This is a genomic window from Xanthobacter sp., from assembly GCF_041911315.1.
GTDB lineage: Bacteria > Pseudomonadota > Alphaproteobacteria > Rhizobiales > Xanthobacteraceae > Xanthobacter > Xanthobacter aminoxidans.
In genome coordinates this window covers 127,692-142,096 of record NZ_JAYRPE010000065.1, presented here as the reverse complement: position 1 = coordinate 142,096, position 14,405 = coordinate 127,692, and the positions used below count along the sequence as shown (strand labels likewise).

General features: G+C 70.1%; 14 protein-coding genes. 7 read left to right on the top strand and 7 right to left on the bottom strand.

Features of this window, described 5'->3' with window-relative positions:
• The first annotated feature begins 241 nt into the window (after window positions 1-241).
• Window positions 242-1,006: a helix-turn-helix transcriptional regulator gene (locus ACE3QW_RS18830; RefSeq protein WP_374253195.1), complete on the top strand. Its 765-nt coding sequence runs from the start codon at window positions 242-244 to the stop codon at window positions 1,004-1,006.
• A 73-nt stretch (window positions 1,007-1,079) separates the two neighbouring features.
• Here the strand turns inward: ACE3QW_RS18830 and ACE3QW_RS18825 are convergent, their stop codons facing one another.
• Entirely contained in the window at window positions 1,080-1,766 is a 687-nt protein-coding gene (locus ACE3QW_RS18825; protein WP_374253193.1) for a gamma-glutamylcyclotransferase, read from the bottom strand.
• Window positions 1,767-2,078: 312 nt separating this feature from the next.
• On the opposite strand from ACE3QW_RS18825, the gene ACE3QW_RS18820 reads away from it, so the two are divergent.
• Window positions 2,079-4,238: a histidine kinase dimerization/phosphoacceptor domain -containing protein gene (locus ACE3QW_RS18820; protein ID WP_029555778.1), complete on the top strand. Its 2,160-nt coding sequence runs from the start codon at window positions 2,079-2,081 to the stop codon at window positions 4,236-4,238.
• A gap of 3 nt (window positions 4,239-4,241) precedes the next feature.
• Here the strand turns inward: ACE3QW_RS18820 and ACE3QW_RS18815 are convergent, their stop codons facing one another.
• Complete coding sequence (locus ACE3QW_RS18815; RefSeq protein WP_374253191.1) at window positions 4,242-4,436, bottom strand: hypothetical protein; 195 nt, start codon at window positions 4,434-4,436, stop codon at window positions 4,242-4,244.
• Window positions 4,437-4,644: 208 nt separating this feature from the next.
• On the opposite strand from ACE3QW_RS18815, the gene ACE3QW_RS18810 reads away from it, so the two are divergent.
• Together ACE3QW_RS18810 and ACE3QW_RS18805 are read left to right on the top strand one after the other, a co-directional pair.
• A complete protein-coding gene (locus ACE3QW_RS18810; protein ID WP_374253190.1) occupies window positions 4,645-5,160 on the top strand; it encodes a hypothetical protein in 516 nt (171 codons plus the stop codon).
• Between the two features lie 218 nt (window positions 5,161-5,378).
• The gene (locus ACE3QW_RS18805) at window positions 5,379-6,392 is read left to right on the top strand and encodes an LLM class flavin-dependent oxidoreductase (protein WP_374253188.1); all 1,014 of its coding nucleotides are present in this window, start codon (window positions 5,379-5,381) and stop codon (window positions 6,390-6,392) included.
• 149 nt (window positions 6,393-6,541) lie between these two features.
• Here the strand turns inward: ACE3QW_RS18805 and ACE3QW_RS18800 are convergent, their stop codons facing one another.
• Window positions 6,542-6,973, bottom strand: a complete 432-nt coding sequence (locus ACE3QW_RS18800; protein WP_029555781.1) for an OsmC family protein — start codon at window positions 6,971-6,973, stop codon at window positions 6,542-6,544.
• A 396-nt stretch (window positions 6,974-7,369) separates the two neighbouring features.
• Here ACE3QW_RS18800 and ACE3QW_RS18795 point away from each other — a divergent pair, with 396 nt between their 5' ends.
• On the top strand, window positions 7,370-8,086 hold the full coding sequence (locus ACE3QW_RS18795) for an SGNH/GDSL hydrolase family protein (protein WP_374253186.1): 717 nt from the start codon (window positions 7,370-7,372) through the stop codon (window positions 8,084-8,086).
• Between the two features lie 12 nt (window positions 8,087-8,098).
• Here the strand turns inward: ACE3QW_RS18795 and ACE3QW_RS18790 are convergent, their stop codons facing one another.
• From ACE3QW_RS18790 to ACE3QW_RS18775, 4 genes are all read right to left on the bottom strand, one after another.
• A complete protein-coding gene (locus ACE3QW_RS18790; protein WP_374253185.1) occupies window positions 8,099-9,292 on the bottom strand; it encodes a dihydrodipicolinate synthase family protein in 1,194 nt (397 codons plus the stop codon).
• Between the two features lie 31 nt (window positions 9,293-9,323).
• Window positions 9,324-10,736: an enolase gene (locus tag ACE3QW_RS18785; RefSeq protein WP_374253183.1), complete on the bottom strand. Its 1,413-nt coding sequence runs from the start codon at window positions 10,734-10,736 to the stop codon at window positions 9,324-9,326.
• 126 nt (window positions 10,737-10,862) lie between these two features.
• Entirely contained in the window at window positions 10,863-11,687 is an 825-nt protein-coding gene (locus tag ACE3QW_RS18780; RefSeq protein WP_374253181.1) for an ABC transporter ATP-binding protein, read from the bottom strand.
• A gap of 10 nt (window positions 11,688-11,697) precedes the next feature.
• Entirely contained in the window at window positions 11,698-12,507 is an 810-nt protein-coding gene (locus tag ACE3QW_RS18775) for an ABC transporter permease (protein WP_029555785.1), read from the bottom strand.
• 293 nt (window positions 12,508-12,800) lie between these two features.
• On the opposite strand from ACE3QW_RS18775, the gene ACE3QW_RS18770 reads away from it, so the two are divergent.
• Together ACE3QW_RS18770 and ACE3QW_RS18765 are read left to right on the top strand one after the other, a co-directional pair.
• Window positions 12,801-13,502, top strand: coding sequence for a thioesterase II family protein (locus tag ACE3QW_RS18770; RefSeq protein ID WP_374253179.1), 702 nt, complete (start codon window positions 12,801-12,803; stop codon window positions 13,500-13,502).
• Complete coding sequence (locus tag ACE3QW_RS18765; RefSeq protein WP_374253178.1) at window positions 13,495-14,208, top strand: 4'-phosphopantetheinyl transferase superfamily protein; 714 nt, start codon at window positions 13,495-13,497, stop codon at window positions 14,206-14,208. Before ACE3QW_RS18770 ends, ACE3QW_RS18765 begins: the two co-directional genes overlap by 8 nt.
• Window positions 14,209-14,405: the final 197 nt, after the last annotated feature.

Below are 14,405 nucleotides of genomic sequence, written 5' to 3'. Positions count from 1 at the left end.
CCCGTCAAGGGAGGCGTGGCGGCCAGTCATGGGGGAATTTCAAAAGATTTCGCAGACGCAATATTTGAGTATTCATGATTGCTCTGCACCAGATTCACAGTCTCATCGTGCGCTGTTGCAAGGTAGCGATGAGGCTCTGCCCAAGGTCAAAGCGGTTAACAAGCGGTTAACCGTGCGTCAGACGCTGTTACCGAATGTGGCGATTATTTGCGCAGACGCGCCACAATTGGGCGCCCTGCGCATGACCGTACTGGAGCTGCCTCTGACCTTGGCGGGGCGGGCCAGCGAATCCTCCACCATCACGCTCGATCAGGGGGCGGCCCAGCCGATCCCGGCCAATATGCCTTTCCTTGCAACGGTTCGCCGCGGCGCCGACATCCACTTTCCCGCCGGGTCGGTGACTCTGGTGGCGGCCCCGGACCGCTCGCCGGGCGCCGGAGAGGCGGGCGCGGGCGGCGGCGCGCTGTCCACGACGCCGGATGCATCGGTGGACCTGCTCATCACGCAGGCACAGTGCATTGTCGGGCGCGATCTGCCGCCGGCCTTGGCGCGGGCCTGCGAGGCCGGCCTTCTCGCGCTACTGTCGGTTGCGCGCGAGCACGAGAGCGGCACTCCGCCCACCGGCGACCATCTCTTCCGCGACATCCTCGCCGACATCGCCGCCAACTGCCGCCAGCAGGATTACGGCGTGGCCCAGGTGGCGCAGCGCTACAAGCTCAACGTGCGCACGCTCCAGAAGATGTTCCAGAAGCACGGCACCACGCTCAGGGAACACATCACCGCCGCGCGCCTGAAATATGCGGGCGCCGCTCTGCTCGATCCCGTCAATGCCGGGAAGAAGGTGTCGGACATCGCGTTCGAGGCCGGCTTCAACGACATCGCCACCTTCAACCGGCTGTTCCGCCGCACCTTCGGCCGCGCCCCCTCGGCCTTCCGCACCGAGGCCAACCAGGCGGCCGCCGGCGTCGCCCGCGCCGAGCGGGCCGACGTCAGCCAGGCAGGCTGACCGCCTTCCGGTGTCACCCTTGGGAGTTTTGCGCCTTCCGGCTTCACCGTTGAAAGCCGAGCGCCTCCCGGCGTCACCCTTGCGAGCTTTGCTCCCGGCGCCTGCGCACCGCGTCCGCGAGCGCGTCGAGGGCGGGATCGCGCACCCCGTGCCCGGCCAGCCCCTCGCAGGTGGCGAACAGATAGTCGGCGGCCGAGCCGATGGCGCCCTGGGCATTGGCGAGCCGGTCCACCACCTCTGCCTCGCTCAGCCCGCCGGCATAATGCGGGTTGGTGCGGTCCATGGTGAAGGCGATAGCGCAGCCGATGTGCCCGCCGGCGGGATCGCTCACCTCCAGCCAGCGCGGCACGTAGGCGCCGGCCAGCATTTCCCGCCGCCACAGCAGGGAAAGTTCGTGCTCCAGCCCCTCCTCGGGCAGGCGGAGGGCGACGCCGGTGCAGTCGCCGCCCGCATCGAGGGCGAGGGTCAGGCCGGGATAGGCCGGCGAGCCGCGCCCCACCACCGTCTCCAGGCAGAAGGCGCGGTGCCAGCCGTCGATGCGGCCGACGCGGCATTCCTCCACCCGCACGGTCGGGTTCCAGATCAGCGAGCCGTAGGCGAACAGCCAGGCCGGCCCCTCCGGCCGCACCGCCAGGGTGGCGTTGAGGGAGGCGGCGCGCTCGGCCTCCGTGAGCACGGCGAGGTCCGGCGCGTCGCGCGCCACCAGCGCGTCGATGCCGCCGGCCTCGATGAGTTCGCGGGTGAGAGAATGCATCTTCATGGCTGTCCCTATTTAAGCAGGAACCGCGCCAATTCCCATGGGTGCCCACCACGGGGCACCCGCCTTCCCCGGGTACGGCATGGCACGCCTTCGGCGCGATATGTGAGGGAGAATGCGGCTCTGCCGCGGCTTGGCATTTGGCTTGGCAGCAGATGCCGTGCGATGAACGGAGAACAAACTGCGTCCACCGCCTTCGGTTACCGCCGGCGAGGGACGCAGGCATCGGGGGCTTCGCCGGGGGGCGCGGCCGGCTCCGGTCCATCATCGGCGCGGGATCGCCCGCGCCGCGAGCACGAGCGCGAACTGCCCCGCATGAATGATGCCTCTGCCAGCCGCACCGCGCCCCGCACCACGCCGGATCTCGGCGCCTGCGACCGCGAGCCGATCCACATTCCGGGCTCCATCCAGCCGCACGGGCTTCTGCTCGTGGCCGACCCGCGCACCCGCACGGTGGTGGGCGGCGCCGGCGACATCGAAGGCCGCCTCGCCGGGGACTGGCTCGGAGCCCCCCTCGACGCCCTGCTCGGACAGGATCTGTCGGCGCCGCTGCGTGAGGCGCCGCAAAACGGAGTCACCCGCCTCGGCCTCGTCGCCGGGCGCGCCGAAACTTTCGAGGTGCTGCTGCACCGCGCCCCGCAGGGCATCCTGGTGGAGCTGGAGCCGGCACCGGAGGTGCGGCTTGGCGCGGCCGAGGTGCTGGCCGGGCTCGATGCCGCTTTCGTGAGCTTTGAGCGCGCGCCGGACCTGCGCAATTTGTGTGCAGAAGCCGCCGCCGTGTTCCGCCGCATCACCGGCTTCGATCGGGTGATGATCTACCAGTTCCTCGACGACGAGGCGGGGACGGTGCTCGGCGAGGCGAAGGTGAAGGAGATGAGCTCCTTCCTCAACCACCACTTCCCCGGCAGCGACATCCCCCGGCAGGCCCGCGCGCTCTATGTGCGCAACCGCGTGCGGGTGATCCCGGACGTGGCCTACGAGCCCGCCCCGCTGCGTCCGGCCGAGGCCGGGCTCGCGGAACTCGATCTGTCCGACGTGATGCTGCGCTCCGTCTCGCCCATCCACATCCAGTATCTCAGCAACATGGGGGTGGGCGCCTCCGCCTCGGTCTCCATCGTCAAGGACGGGGTGCTGTGGGGGCTCGTCGCCTGCCACAACCGCACGCCCCGGCGCCTGCCCTATGAACTGCGCATGGCCTGCCAGTCCCTGGCCGCCAACCTCGCCCGCCAGATCCGCGCCCGCGAGGAAGCGATGCAGTATCGCGACCGCATCCGGCTGCGTGGCGCGGAGGATTCCCTCGCCGACTATCTCTCCGCCGACGCTCCGGTGGAGGACGTGCTGGCCCGCCACGGCGACGATCTGCGCCGGGCGCTGGGCGCCGACGGCTTCGCCGTGGTGGAGGCCGACCGCGTGCGCGCATCCGGCCGCTGCCCGGACGAGGCGGCGCTCAGGCGCATCGCGCGCTGGGCGGAGGGCAAGGCGCAGGCGCGGGCCTTCAGCACCCATGCCCTGCCCTCCCTCCTGCCCGCCGCCGCCGAGTTCGCCGCGCTGGCCAGCGGCGTCGCGGCGGTGAGCATCCCCGGCGACACGCCGCTGATGCTGCTGTGGCTGCGCGCCGAGCAGGTGGAGGTGGTCAACTGGGCCGGCAACCCGCATCGCGATGGCGCGGCCGATCCCTCCACCCTGCTCACCCCGCGCGCCTCGTTCGAGGCGTGGAGCGAGACCGTGCGCGGCAAGGCCCGCGCCTGGTCGCTGGCGGAGGTGGAGACCATCAACCGCCTCGGCCACGCCGTGCTGCAGGCGCGCCAGAACCGGCGCGTGCGCGACCTCAACCGCCAGCTCTCCCTGACCGTGGTGGAGAACGAGCGGCTGTTGCAGCACAAGGACTTCCTGATGCGCGAGGTGAACCACCGCGTGCAGAACAGCCTGCAACTGGTCTCCTCCTTCCTGCGCCTGCAATCGCGCCGGCTCGGCGAGAGCGAGGCGGCGACGGCGCTGACGGAGGCCGAACGGCGGGTGGCGGCGGTGGGTCTCGTGCATCGCCAGCTCTATGCCGGCGAACAGGTGGAGGCGGTGGACCTCTCGCGCTATCTCATCGACCTCACCCGCGAGGTGACGAGCGCCCTCGGCAAGGAATGGGAAGCCCACATCATGCTCGATGTGGCGCCGGTGCTGATGGCGGCGGACCGCGCGGTGCGGCTGGGGCTGATCCTCACCGAGCTGGTGCTCAACACCGCCAAATATGCCTATGGCGGCGCCCCCGGCCCGCTCAGGGTGGCGCTGGAACAGCACCGCGAGCGCTTCCGCCTGATCGTCGCCGACCACGGCGGCGGCAAGGTGGGCGAGCGGCAGGGCTTCGGCACCATCATGATCAAGGCCATGGTGCAGGGCCTCGACGGCGTACTCGCCGACGAGGAGAACGCCCCCGGCCTGCGCACCATCGTCACCGCCCCCATCTGCCCGGCGGGGACCTGACGCTCACAGCACGAAGGCGACGGGCCGCCCCGGCTCCGGCGCTGCCAGCCTGTGCCCGACGCCGAGGCTGGCGAAGGCCGCGGCGAGGCGCTCCGCGCTCTCCATGAAGTGCACCCAGCCGTCCGTATGGGCGGCGAACAGCGTCGCGCCGGGGAAGACGCGGGCGGTCGCCAGCGCGTCGTTGGCATCCATGGTCATGTGGCACGCACCGCGCGGCTGGGCCGAGCCGGCGAACACCACCACCGCTTATGCCGAACTGTCGATTTATGACGCGCACAACGGCTGCGCCTGTCCGTTGAAAACCGAACCCAAATCCATAAGGTGAAGGTTGAGGTTGGCGTCGGGGGCGGCCTCATTTTCTCGCACCCAACTTGGTCCGGCTCCCGGCCGACCGGAGAAAATTGAAATGTTGTCACGCCAGGCTCTTGTTATTGCTCTCACCGCCTGCGCATCCGGCGCCGCCTACGCGGAGACCCCCAGTTTTTGCAACCAATACGCGTCAAAAGCCATTCACGACGTCCAGCTGGTGCGCTCCAATCCCAAGTGCAACACCGGCAACCTGCATGCGGGCGTTTTCTCGACGGACTATAACGTGCACTACTCTTGGTGCCTGCGCGTTGACGCCAACCGGGCCTACGCTGGAACCTCCGAGCGTGAGGCTTATCTCAAAAAGTGCACCGCTCCCAATCCGGGGCCGGCTGTCCAAAACACCGGAAATCAGCCTTTAAACGCCGCGTGCATGTCCGTTTACAGTCAATACCTGAAAGGCAAGGGTCCCAAAGCTTTTGCTATCAGTTCCGACAGGAAGTACTGCGGCGCCGCATGGGGCAGGAATAACGTCCAGTCGGCCAGCGCAAGAGCGATACAGATATGCGTCACCAAGAGCGGTGGCACATGCAGAATCCAGGAGTCGTCAAACTGATCGCAGCGTCGGACTGAAGTCCAACCACTGCCCGACTGGCGCTTGCGCGCGTTGCGCTCCCGGCGCCAGGCGGACGTCGCGCTGCGTTCAGGACCGCCTGGCGAGGCGCCGTGGTGACGCCACGCCGTGACGCCGGCGGACGGCGCCGCCCCTTCCGCTTCGCCCCCGCGCTCCCTATCTCACGGCCATATGTCGTTCGGGGGCGGACGAGGCAGTTGATGGCCCAGCTTTCCATTCTTGATCTCGTCCGGGTGCGGGAGGGGTTCGGCCCCCGCCAGGCCCTGGACAACGCCCGCGACCTCGCCGCCCATGCGGAAGACTGGGGCTATCGCCGCTTCTGGGTGGCCGAGCACCACAACATGCAGGGCATCGCCAGCGCCGCCACGGCGGTGGTCATCGCCCATATCGCGGCGGGGACGCAGCGCATCCGGGTGGGCGCGGGCGGCATCATGCTGCCGAACCATGCGCCCCTCGTCATCGCCGAGCAGTTCGGCACGCTGGAGCACCTCTTCCCCGGCCGCATCGACCTCGGCCTCGGCCGCGCGCCGGGCACCGACCAGATGACCATGCGGGCGCTGCGCCGCTCGCTCACCAATTCCGACAATTTCCCGCAGGACGTGCAGGAGCTGGAGGCCTATCTCGCCCCCGCCCAGCCGGGCCAGACGCTGTTTGCCGTGCCGGCGACGGGCACCAACGTGCCGCTGTGGATTCTCGGCTCCAGCACCTACGGCGCGCAGCTCGCGGCGGCGCTGGGCCTGCCCTACGCCTTCGCCTCCCACTTCGCCCCGGCCGACCTGCTGCCGGCGCTGGAGATCTACCGCGCGCGCTTCAAGCCCTCGGACGTGCTCGCCAAGCCCTATGCCATGGCCGCCCTGAACGTGATCGCGGCACCGACCGACGCCGAGGCACGCCGCCTCGCCACCACCCAGCAGATGTCCGTGGCCGACATTTTCCGCGGCGCGCGGGGCCTCTCGAAGCCGCCCATCGACGACATCGAGGATTACTGGACCCCCATGGAGAAGGCGCAGGCCCAGCGCTTCCTCGCCCGCTCGGTCATCGGCGGACCGGACCGCGTGCGCGAGGGCGTCGCCGCCTTCGTGCGCGAGACGGAGGTGGACGAGGTGATGGTGGTCTCCGACGTGTTCGACCACGACAAGCGCCTCGCCTCCTACCGCATGATCGCGGAGGTTGCGGGAAATCTGGCGGAGGTGGAGGCGGCGGCGGCGGTGTGAGCGGCCAGCCATCTCCGCCCGTCATCGCCCGGCTCGTCCGGGCGATCCGCCCGTCCGCCTGCGCGATGCCCGAAGACCCGACCCGGCCCAACCGTGGATCGCCCGGACGAGCCGGGCGATGACGGCTCTTCAGATCTCTTGACCGCCCCTCACCCCTCCAGCCGGGCGTCGAGCGTGATATTGGCGCGGATCACCTTGGAGAGCGGGCAGTTGGCCTTGGCCTTGCCGGCCAGCTCGGCGAACTGCTCGGCGGTCGCGCCGGGCACGGTGCCCACCAGGGTGAGGTCCACCTGGGTGATGGCATAGCCGGCGTCCTGCTTCTCCAGCGATACCTTCGCCGTGGTCTCCAGCTGCGTGGCGGTGAGGCCGGCCTCGCCGAGGATCAGCGAGAGCGCCATGGTGAAGCATGCGGCATGGGCCGCGCCGAGCAGTTCCTCGGGGTTGCTGCCGCGCTGGCCCTCAAAGCGGCTGGCGAAGCCGTAGGGGAAGCCGGCGAGCGCCCCGCTCTCGGTGGAGATCTTGCCCCGCCCGTCCTTGATGCCGCCGCTCCATTCCGCCGAACCGCTGCGCACGATCGCCATGGTCGTCTCCTCGCTCTGATGGCCCGCGCAGAGCTGCGCCGGGGCTTTGCAGGGCTTGCGGCGCTCAGGCTTCGGTGCCTGCGGCGCTTGGGCTTCACAGTGCCTGCGGAGGGAGGAACGTCGGACGGGGCCAAAACGTTCATTTCCGATGCCCGCAACCCGGAAACACTTCTTCACACCCGTGACATCAAAAGCCGCGGCACGGTCCAATTTGCGACATGCGGAGGGGCAAAATGGCGCCTGTCTCCGGCCCGCTGCGGCGCGGCGGGGAGAAAGAGGAGTGTTGGAAAGAGGGATCTTGGTTCGGACCACACAGCGAGGGGCGGCACCCGACGCTGCGACCGGACACCGAAGGGTGTTCCGGGCGTTGCCTTCCAGATGAAAGGTGAAGCCCCGATGAGCTTTTATCCCGGCCGGCCCGACGCCGGCAGCCGGACTCTGCCCTCCCTCCGCAAGCTTGTCCCCGCTCTCTCGCAGCGCCAGCGGGCGCGCCTCAGGCCCTGGCTGATGGCCCTCGCGGTGGCCGGTGGCGCGGCCGCTCTGGCGGCGCTGGCCCTGCATCAGATTCCCCTGCGCGCCCGCATCGCCCTGGAGGCGGATGTGCGCGCCCGCTTCAGCAACGCCCCGGTGCTCGCCATCGGCGACAGCATCACCTATCAGGCCGCCCCGCGCAGCCTGTGCGGGGAAGAGGTGCTGAACGCCGCAGTGCCCGGCGACAAGATCGACGATCTCCTCTCCCGCGCCGGCGCGCTGGAGCACCACCTTCAGCCCGCGCGCGTGGTGATCGCCATCGGCGCCAACGATGCGGTGAAGCCGAAGCATTCCATCGCCGAGTGGCGGACCCTCTATCGCGAGATCATCTCCCGCTTTCCCGGCAGCCAATTGGTGCTGGTGGAGGTGAACCCGGTGGAGCACGGCCGCTCGCCCTATGCGGACATGCTGGACCAGACCTATGTGGCGCAGCAGAACGCGGCCATCCGCGCCATCGGCGCCGAGACGGGCGCGGCGGTGGTGCCGGCGCCGCAATCGGTCTCGACTATCGACGGCATCCATCCAAGCCGGGCCGGCGCCCTGCTGTGGCGGGCGCGCTTGTTCTCGGCCGCGTGCCGCTGATCCAGCGACGCCTCAGCCCTCCACGCCGCGCACGGCGAGCACCGCCTTCATGCGCGTCACCGCAAGGTCGGGATCGGTGAGGAGGCCAGCCGCGTCGGCGAGGCGGAACAGCTCGGCGAGGTGGAGCGTGGAGCGGGTGCTTTCCTGCCCGCCCACCATGGTGAAATGGTCCTGGTGGCCATTGAGATAAGCCATGAAGACCACGCCCGTCTTGTAGAAGCGCGTCGGCGCCTTGAAGATGTGCCGTGACAGGGGCACCGTCGGCCCGAGGATGTCGTGGAAGCGCGCGGTGTCCCCCGCCGCCAGCGCGGTGAGCGCGGCGGACGCGGCCGGGGCGATGGCGTCGAAGATGCCGAGCAGCGCGTGGGAATAACCCTGCGCATCGCCCGCGATCAGCTCCGCATAGTTGAAATCGTCGCCCGTATACATGCGCACAGCCGGGTCCAGCCGGCGGCGCATGGCGATCTCCTTGTCCTTGTCGAGGAGGGAGATCTTCACGCCGTCGATCTTCGCGGTATTGGCGTTGATGACGGCGACCGCCGTGTCCATGGCCGCGTCGAGGTCGCGCGTGCCCCAGTAGCCGGCGAGCGCGGGGTCGAACATGTCGCCGAGCCAGTGGATGATGACCGGTGCCGACACCTGCGACAGCACGCGGCCATAGACCTTCTCATAATCCTCCGGCGACTTGGCCACGCGGGCCAGCGCGCGCGAGGCCATGAGGATGATGCGCCCGCCCACCTTCTCCACCGCCGCGATCTGCTCCTCATAGGCACGGATCACGTCGTCCAGCGAGGTCGCCGCCTCGGGGGCGAGATGGTCGGTGCCGGCGCCGGAGAAGACCAGCGCCTCCGGCCCGTGCGCCTTGGCCGCTTCCACCGAGCGGCGGATCAATTCCAGCGAGGTCGGCCAGTCGAGCCCCATGCCGCGCTGGGCGGTGTCCATGGCTTCTGCAACGCCGAGGCCGAGGTCCCACAGGCGGGCGCGGTAGGCGATGGTGCGGTCCCAGTCGATGGCCGCGTCGAGCCAGGGGTCGCAGTCTTTCAGCGGGTCCGCCACCACATGGGCGGCGGAGAAGGCGATGCGGTTCATGGGGCCGGAGGCGCGGGCAGGATAGTCGCGCGGGGCGGAGAGGCGGAAGGTCTCCAGCCCCCCGCCCACCACGGGCAGGCGGAGCGAAAGGGCGGTGGCGCGGGCGTGCTCGTTCATGGTGGCGATCCTGAAAAGGCGGCGCGGGCGCTCAGGCGAGCGTCCCGTGCGGGATGGGTTCGGGCACCGCGGCCGGCGCGATGGGGGTGAGGCTTGTCCAGTCGGGCTCGGCGGCGCGGGCAAAGCCCGGCGCCTCCAGCAGGCTGCGGGTGGGCAGCAGCCCGCGCGAGACATCGAGGCCGAGCCGGCCGTTGCGCTGGGTGTAGAGGTCGGGATGGGCGTCGAAGAAGGCGCGGGCCTCCCGCTCCGGCGCGGGGCCGAAGCCGTCCACATAATGATGGCCGTTGCGCTCGCCATGGGCGAGGCCGAGGGCGGCGACGAGGGCCGTGTCCTGCTCGATGCCGAGGCCCGGCTGGCAGGTGAGATCCTCCGCCGAGATGAGGAAGGGCGCACGCGCCCCGCCCGCATTCCACGCCTTCACCCGCGCGGCGTTCAGGATGGCCTTGTAGAGCCCCTTGCAGCTCTTGGAGGAGACGCCGCGATAGCCCAGCGCCGCCGCGCGGGGGAAGGCGTCCGGCGCGTCGTCCGCCTCGTCGATGATGACGGGCAGGCCATCCAGCCGCGGCAGCGGCGCGGCGAAGGTCTGGGCGCGGTCGAACGGCTGCTCGATGTAGAGGAGCCGGGCGCGGAAGGCGGCAAGGCGCGGGCCGTTCAGCGCCTCGGCGAGGGCCATGAGGCGGTCGGGGTCGTACTGCTCGTTGGCGTCCAAAGTCGCCACATAGCCGGGCGCCGAGGCGACGAGGATGGCGGCGATCTTTTCCAGCCGGGCGATGTCGGCGGCAAGGTCGCCGCCGATCTTGATCTTGAAGAAGGCGAGGCGCGCGGCGGCGATCTCGGCGGCGAGGCCGTGCGGTCCGTCGAGGGGGTCCATGAGGCCCACGGTATGGCGCAGCGCCACCGCCGGGACGGGCACCAGCGCCGCGAGGAAGGCGCCGATCTGGCCGGCGGAGAGATCGGGCGAGAGGCGCCCGTCGAGCCCCATCACATTGGCCTTGAGACCGGCGACGAGGCCGAGACCCATGGCGCGCAGGAGCGCATCGAGCACCGCCTTGTCGAGCAGCGCGGGGCCGAAGCCGGCGGCGAGCGGCGGCACGCCTTCGCGCTGGCCCCACATGAGCTGCGGCGCCCGCGCCGCCACCGACAGGCCGAAGGCGCTGGCGGGCAACGCATTGGCATAGATGCGGGACGCCTGGGCGAGGCCCCGGCGCAGTTCGTCCACGGTGTCGAGGGGGCTTTTTGCCGGCGCCTTGTCGAACCAGCGCGGCATCATCATCTCGGCGGCCATGCCGGTGGCAGGGCCGAAGCCCTCCACCTCCGCCGCCACCTTCACGAAGGCCTGCGGCGCCGTCTCCACCACCGAGGGGCCGAAGCGGAACGGGCGGACGAAGGGCATCAGCCGCTCGCCGATCTCCACCTCGCGGATGGTGATGCGCGGAAAGGGCATGTTCGTCCTCTCTGTCCTGCGGATCTCAAGCCCGCGCGGCGTTTGAGCGAAGCCACGCTTAAGCCCGCGCGGCGATTGAGCGAGGCCCCATCGTCCCGGTCGCGACCGGGACGATGGCCTGAGACCTCAGTCCAGATGGCCTTGGGCGTAGAAATGTCCGCGGATGGTCTTGGCGAGTTCGGCGAAGACGGGGCTCGCCATCATGTCCAGCGCGCGCGGGCGGGGCAGCGGCACGTCATAGATGGCGGCCACCGAGCCCGGGCGGTCGGTCATCACCACCACCCGGTCGGCGAGGAAGATCGCCTCGGGGATGGAATGGGTGATGAGCATGATGGTCTTGCCCGTCTCGTACTGGATGCGCTGAAGCTCGAGATTCATCTTCTCGCGCGTCATGGCATCGAGCGCGCCGAACGGCTCGTCCATGAGCACGATCTTCGGGTCGTGCACCAGCGCCCGGCAGATGGCGGCGCGCTGCTGCATGCCGCCGGAGAGCTGCCAGGGATACTTGTTCTCGAAGCCGTTGAGGCCCGCCGTCTTGAGCAGCTGGCGCGCCCGCTCCAAATGGCTCGCGCGGTCCAGCCGGCGCACCTCCACCGGCAGCATCACATTGCGCAGCACCGTGCGCCAGGCGAGCAGAACCGGGCTCTGGAACACGATGCCCACATCGTCCGGCGGCTCGGTCACGGCCTTGCCGTCGATGAGGATCTCGCCGGCCGAGGCGGGGATGAGGCCCGCCACCAGCTTCAGCAGGGTGGACTTGCCGCAGCCGGAGGGGCCGACCACGCAGATGAATTCGCCCTCGGAGATGTCGAGGTCCATGGGCTTCAGCGAGGGCACCTCGCCGTCGCGGGTGCGGTAGGTCTTGGCGAGGCCGCGGATGTCGATGAGACGGCGGCGGGCCGAGGGGCCTTCGTTGCGGGCGATCACGCGCAGGGTGTTGGGTCTGGCCATGGCGCCCTCCTCAGACGGTGACGAAGGCATCATGGCGCTGGCTCGCATGCCACGGCACGATCAGGCGCTCCACGAGGTCGATCACCCAGAACAGCACCACGCCGATGAGGGCGAGCACGATGAGGGCGGCGAACATGGTGGGCAGCTCGAAATTGCCGATGGAGCGCTGGAGCACGAAGCCGAGGCCGGAATTCGAGCCCACGAACTCACCCACCACCGCGCCCACCACCGCCAAAGTCACCGACACCTTCAGGCCCGCGAAGATGGCCGGCATGGCGTGGGGCAGGCTCACCATGGCGAAGGTCTGGAGCCGCGAGGCCTTCATGGAGCGGGCGAGGTCGCGCATGTCGGCCTCGACCGACTTGAAGCCCTGCACCCCCGCCACCACCACCGGGAACACCCCGAGCAGGAAGGCGGAGATCACCTTGGGCACGATGCCGAAGCCGAACCACACCACGAACAGCGGCGCGATGGCGACCTTCGGGATGGACTGGGAGAACACCAGCAGCGGGTAGAGATAGGCCTCGATGGTGCGCGATCCCGCGATCAGCATGGCCAGCGGAATGCCGATGGCCGCCGAGAGGGCGAAGCCGGCGAGGGTCGCGATGGTGGTCGGCACCGCCTCGCGCGCCAGCATGGCGCCATCGTTGCGGAAGGCGAGCATCACGTCCCACGGGGTGGGGATGAGATAGGCCGGGATCTGGAAGATCCGGACCGAGAGATCCCAGATGGCGATGAGGATCACCAGCAGGCCCACCGGCCGCGCCCACGGCGCGTCGATGACGGCGAGCACGGGATTCCTGTGGCGCGGCGACGCCATGCGGCTTCCTCCCTCAGGTTGCGTTTCAGCCCGGCCGGGACTCTTCGGTCCCGTTTTAACTAACTAGTGAATTACATTTCCCGGCGCGCCCGTTGTCAAGCCCATCCGGCCCCGTCAAGGCGGCACCGCGGTAGCGCGAGAGCCCTATTTTCTTCCGCATCTTCGCCGCACTGCAGCGAAAGCCTTGAGCCGACGGCCCTTTCCCGCTTATCTCGGTAAGGGAGGCTTCCACGATGCCGCGTCGCTGTCCAGACACACGGGCGAGACTGCCCCGGAATGGGGACGCCTGAGCCGTGCGTCTCGTCTGCCTGCCCCATGCCGGCGGCTCCGCCGTGCTCTACCGCACCTGGAAGGCCGCGTTCCTGGGCCTTGCCACCGTGGACAGCCCCGAGCTGCCCGGTCGCGGCAGCCGCCACGGCGCGCCCGTGCCGGCGAGCCTTGCGACGCTGGCCGAGGACATCGCCGCCCCCCTCCTCCACCGTCCCGCGCCGGTGGTGCTCTACGGCCATTCCATGGGCGCGCTGCTGGCCTTCGAGATGGCGCGGGCGCTGGCCCGCCAAGGCGTCGGCGTGGCCGGGCTGGTGCTCTCCGGCCGAGCGGCGCCGCATCTGCCGTTTCCCCGGCAGGACCGGCACCTGATGAGCGATGCCGCGCTCATCGAGGAGCTCAAGCGCTTCGGCGGCACGCCCGAGGTGCTGTTCCGCCGCCCCGAAATCCTCGCCATGGCGCTGCCCGCCCTGAAGGCGGACTTCCGCATGGTCGACACCTATGCCTTCACCCCCGGCCCGGCGCTGGCCTGCCCGGCAGTGATCCTCGGCGGCGCGGACGATGCCGGGACCCCGGAGCCGAGCCTTCATGCCTGGCGCGAGGTGATCGCCGGCCCGGTGGCGGTGGAGGTGTGGCCCGGCGGCCATTTCTTCGTGCGCGAGGACGAGGCGCGCCTGCTCACCCTGCTCAAGCGCACCCTCTCCGTCTGGCGCGCTGCCCGTGCCTGAGCCGTCTTCGCCGGTGGACGCCGCGCGCCTTGCGCCGGGCGCGAGCCTCCTCGCCATCGCGCGGGTCGCCGATGCCGTGGCCAATACCGACCTCGCCATCGCGCTGCCCTCCGAGGAAGCCGCCCGCATCGCCCGCCATGTGAAGGCGGACGACCGCGCCGCCCGCACCGCCGCCTGGAGCCTCGCGCGCACCCTGCTCGGTGCCGCCCTGGGCCTCGCCCCCGCCGCCGTGCCGGTGGTGCGCGGGGCGAACGGGCGGCCGGGGCTCAGTGTAGCCTCGGATCTCGACTTCAACCTCACCCATTCCGGGAGCTGGGTGGCGGTGGGGCTGGCGCGCGGCGGCACCATTGGCGTCGATGTGGAAAAGGCGCGTGGGCTGGATTTGTGGACCCGCCTCGCCCCCGACTTCATGCATGACGACGACCGCACCCGCTGGTCCGCCCTCCCCGAGGCCGATCGCGCCGCCGCCGCCCTGCGCCAGTGGTGCGGCAAGGAGGCGGTGCTGAAGGCGACGGGCGAGGGCCTCGCCGGCGATGCCCGCGGCGTGCGCCTGCCCGAAGGCGGTGGCCTCGTGGTGCGTGCCGGCCGCGCCTTCCTCACCGGCAGTGGCGCCCTCCCCGCCGCCGCCTACGCCTTCGCCGTGGAGGTGGACGCGCCCATGCTGTTCCTTTCCGCTGGGGCTGGGTGGGAACGCCTCCCCGGCTGAGGGCCATGCGCCGTCTGGAACCGCCGTCGTCCTCCGACTTGATCGGAGGACCCATCCCGCCGCCGGTGCAAACGTCGACATGGGCCCTCCGGTCCCGCCGGAGGGCGACGGAGGTGAAGCGAGGCAGCATGGCCGTTGTCGCCTCATCGCAGGGATGCGCTAGCATGGCCTTAAACGAACCGGTTTCATCCGGCTCG

Coding starts and splice junctions, on each gene's coding strand:
- ACE3QW_RS18795 (WP_374253186.1), top strand. CDS start 7,370: ATGAGCTTTTATCCCGGCCGGCCCGACGCCGGCAGCCGGACTCTGCCC.
- ACE3QW_RS18780 (WP_374253181.1), bottom strand. CDS start 11,687: ATGGCCAGACCCAACACCCTGCGCGTGATCGCCCGCAACGAAGGCCCC.
- ACE3QW_RS18805 (WP_374253188.1), top strand. CDS start 5,379: ATGGCCCAGCTTTCCATTCTTGATCTCGTCCGGGTGCGGGAGGGGTTC.
- ACE3QW_RS18825 (WP_374253193.1), bottom strand. CDS start 1,766: ATGAAGATGCATTCTCTCACCCGCGAACTCATCGAGGCCGGCGGCATC.
- ACE3QW_RS18790 (WP_374253185.1), bottom strand. CDS start 9,292: ATGAACGAGCACGCCCGCGCCACCGCCCTTTCGCTCCGCCTGCCCGTG.
- ACE3QW_RS18830 (WP_374253195.1), top strand. CDS start 242: ATGACCGTACTGGAGCTGCCTCTGACCTTGGCGGGGCGGGCCAGCGAA.
- ACE3QW_RS18800 (WP_029555781.1), bottom strand. CDS start 6,973: ATGGCGATCGTGCGCAGCGGTTCGGCGGAATGGAGCGGCGGCATCAAG.
- ACE3QW_RS18820 (WP_029555778.1), top strand. CDS start 2,079: ATGAATGATGCCTCTGCCAGCCGCACCGCGCCCCGCACCACGCCGGAT.
- ACE3QW_RS18785 (WP_374253183.1), bottom strand. CDS start 10,736: ATGCCCTTTCCGCGCATCACCATCCGCGAGGTGGAGATCGGCGAGCGG.
- ACE3QW_RS18815 (WP_374253191.1), bottom strand. CDS start 4,436: ATGACCATGGATGCCAACGACGCGCTGGCGACCGCCCGCGTCTTCCCC.
- ACE3QW_RS18775 (WP_029555785.1), bottom strand. CDS start 12,507: ATGGCGTCGCCGCGCCACAGGAATCCCGTGCTCGCCGTCATCGACGCG.
- ACE3QW_RS18810 (WP_374253190.1), top strand. CDS start 4,645: ATGTTGTCACGCCAGGCTCTTGTTATTGCTCTCACCGCCTGCGCATCC.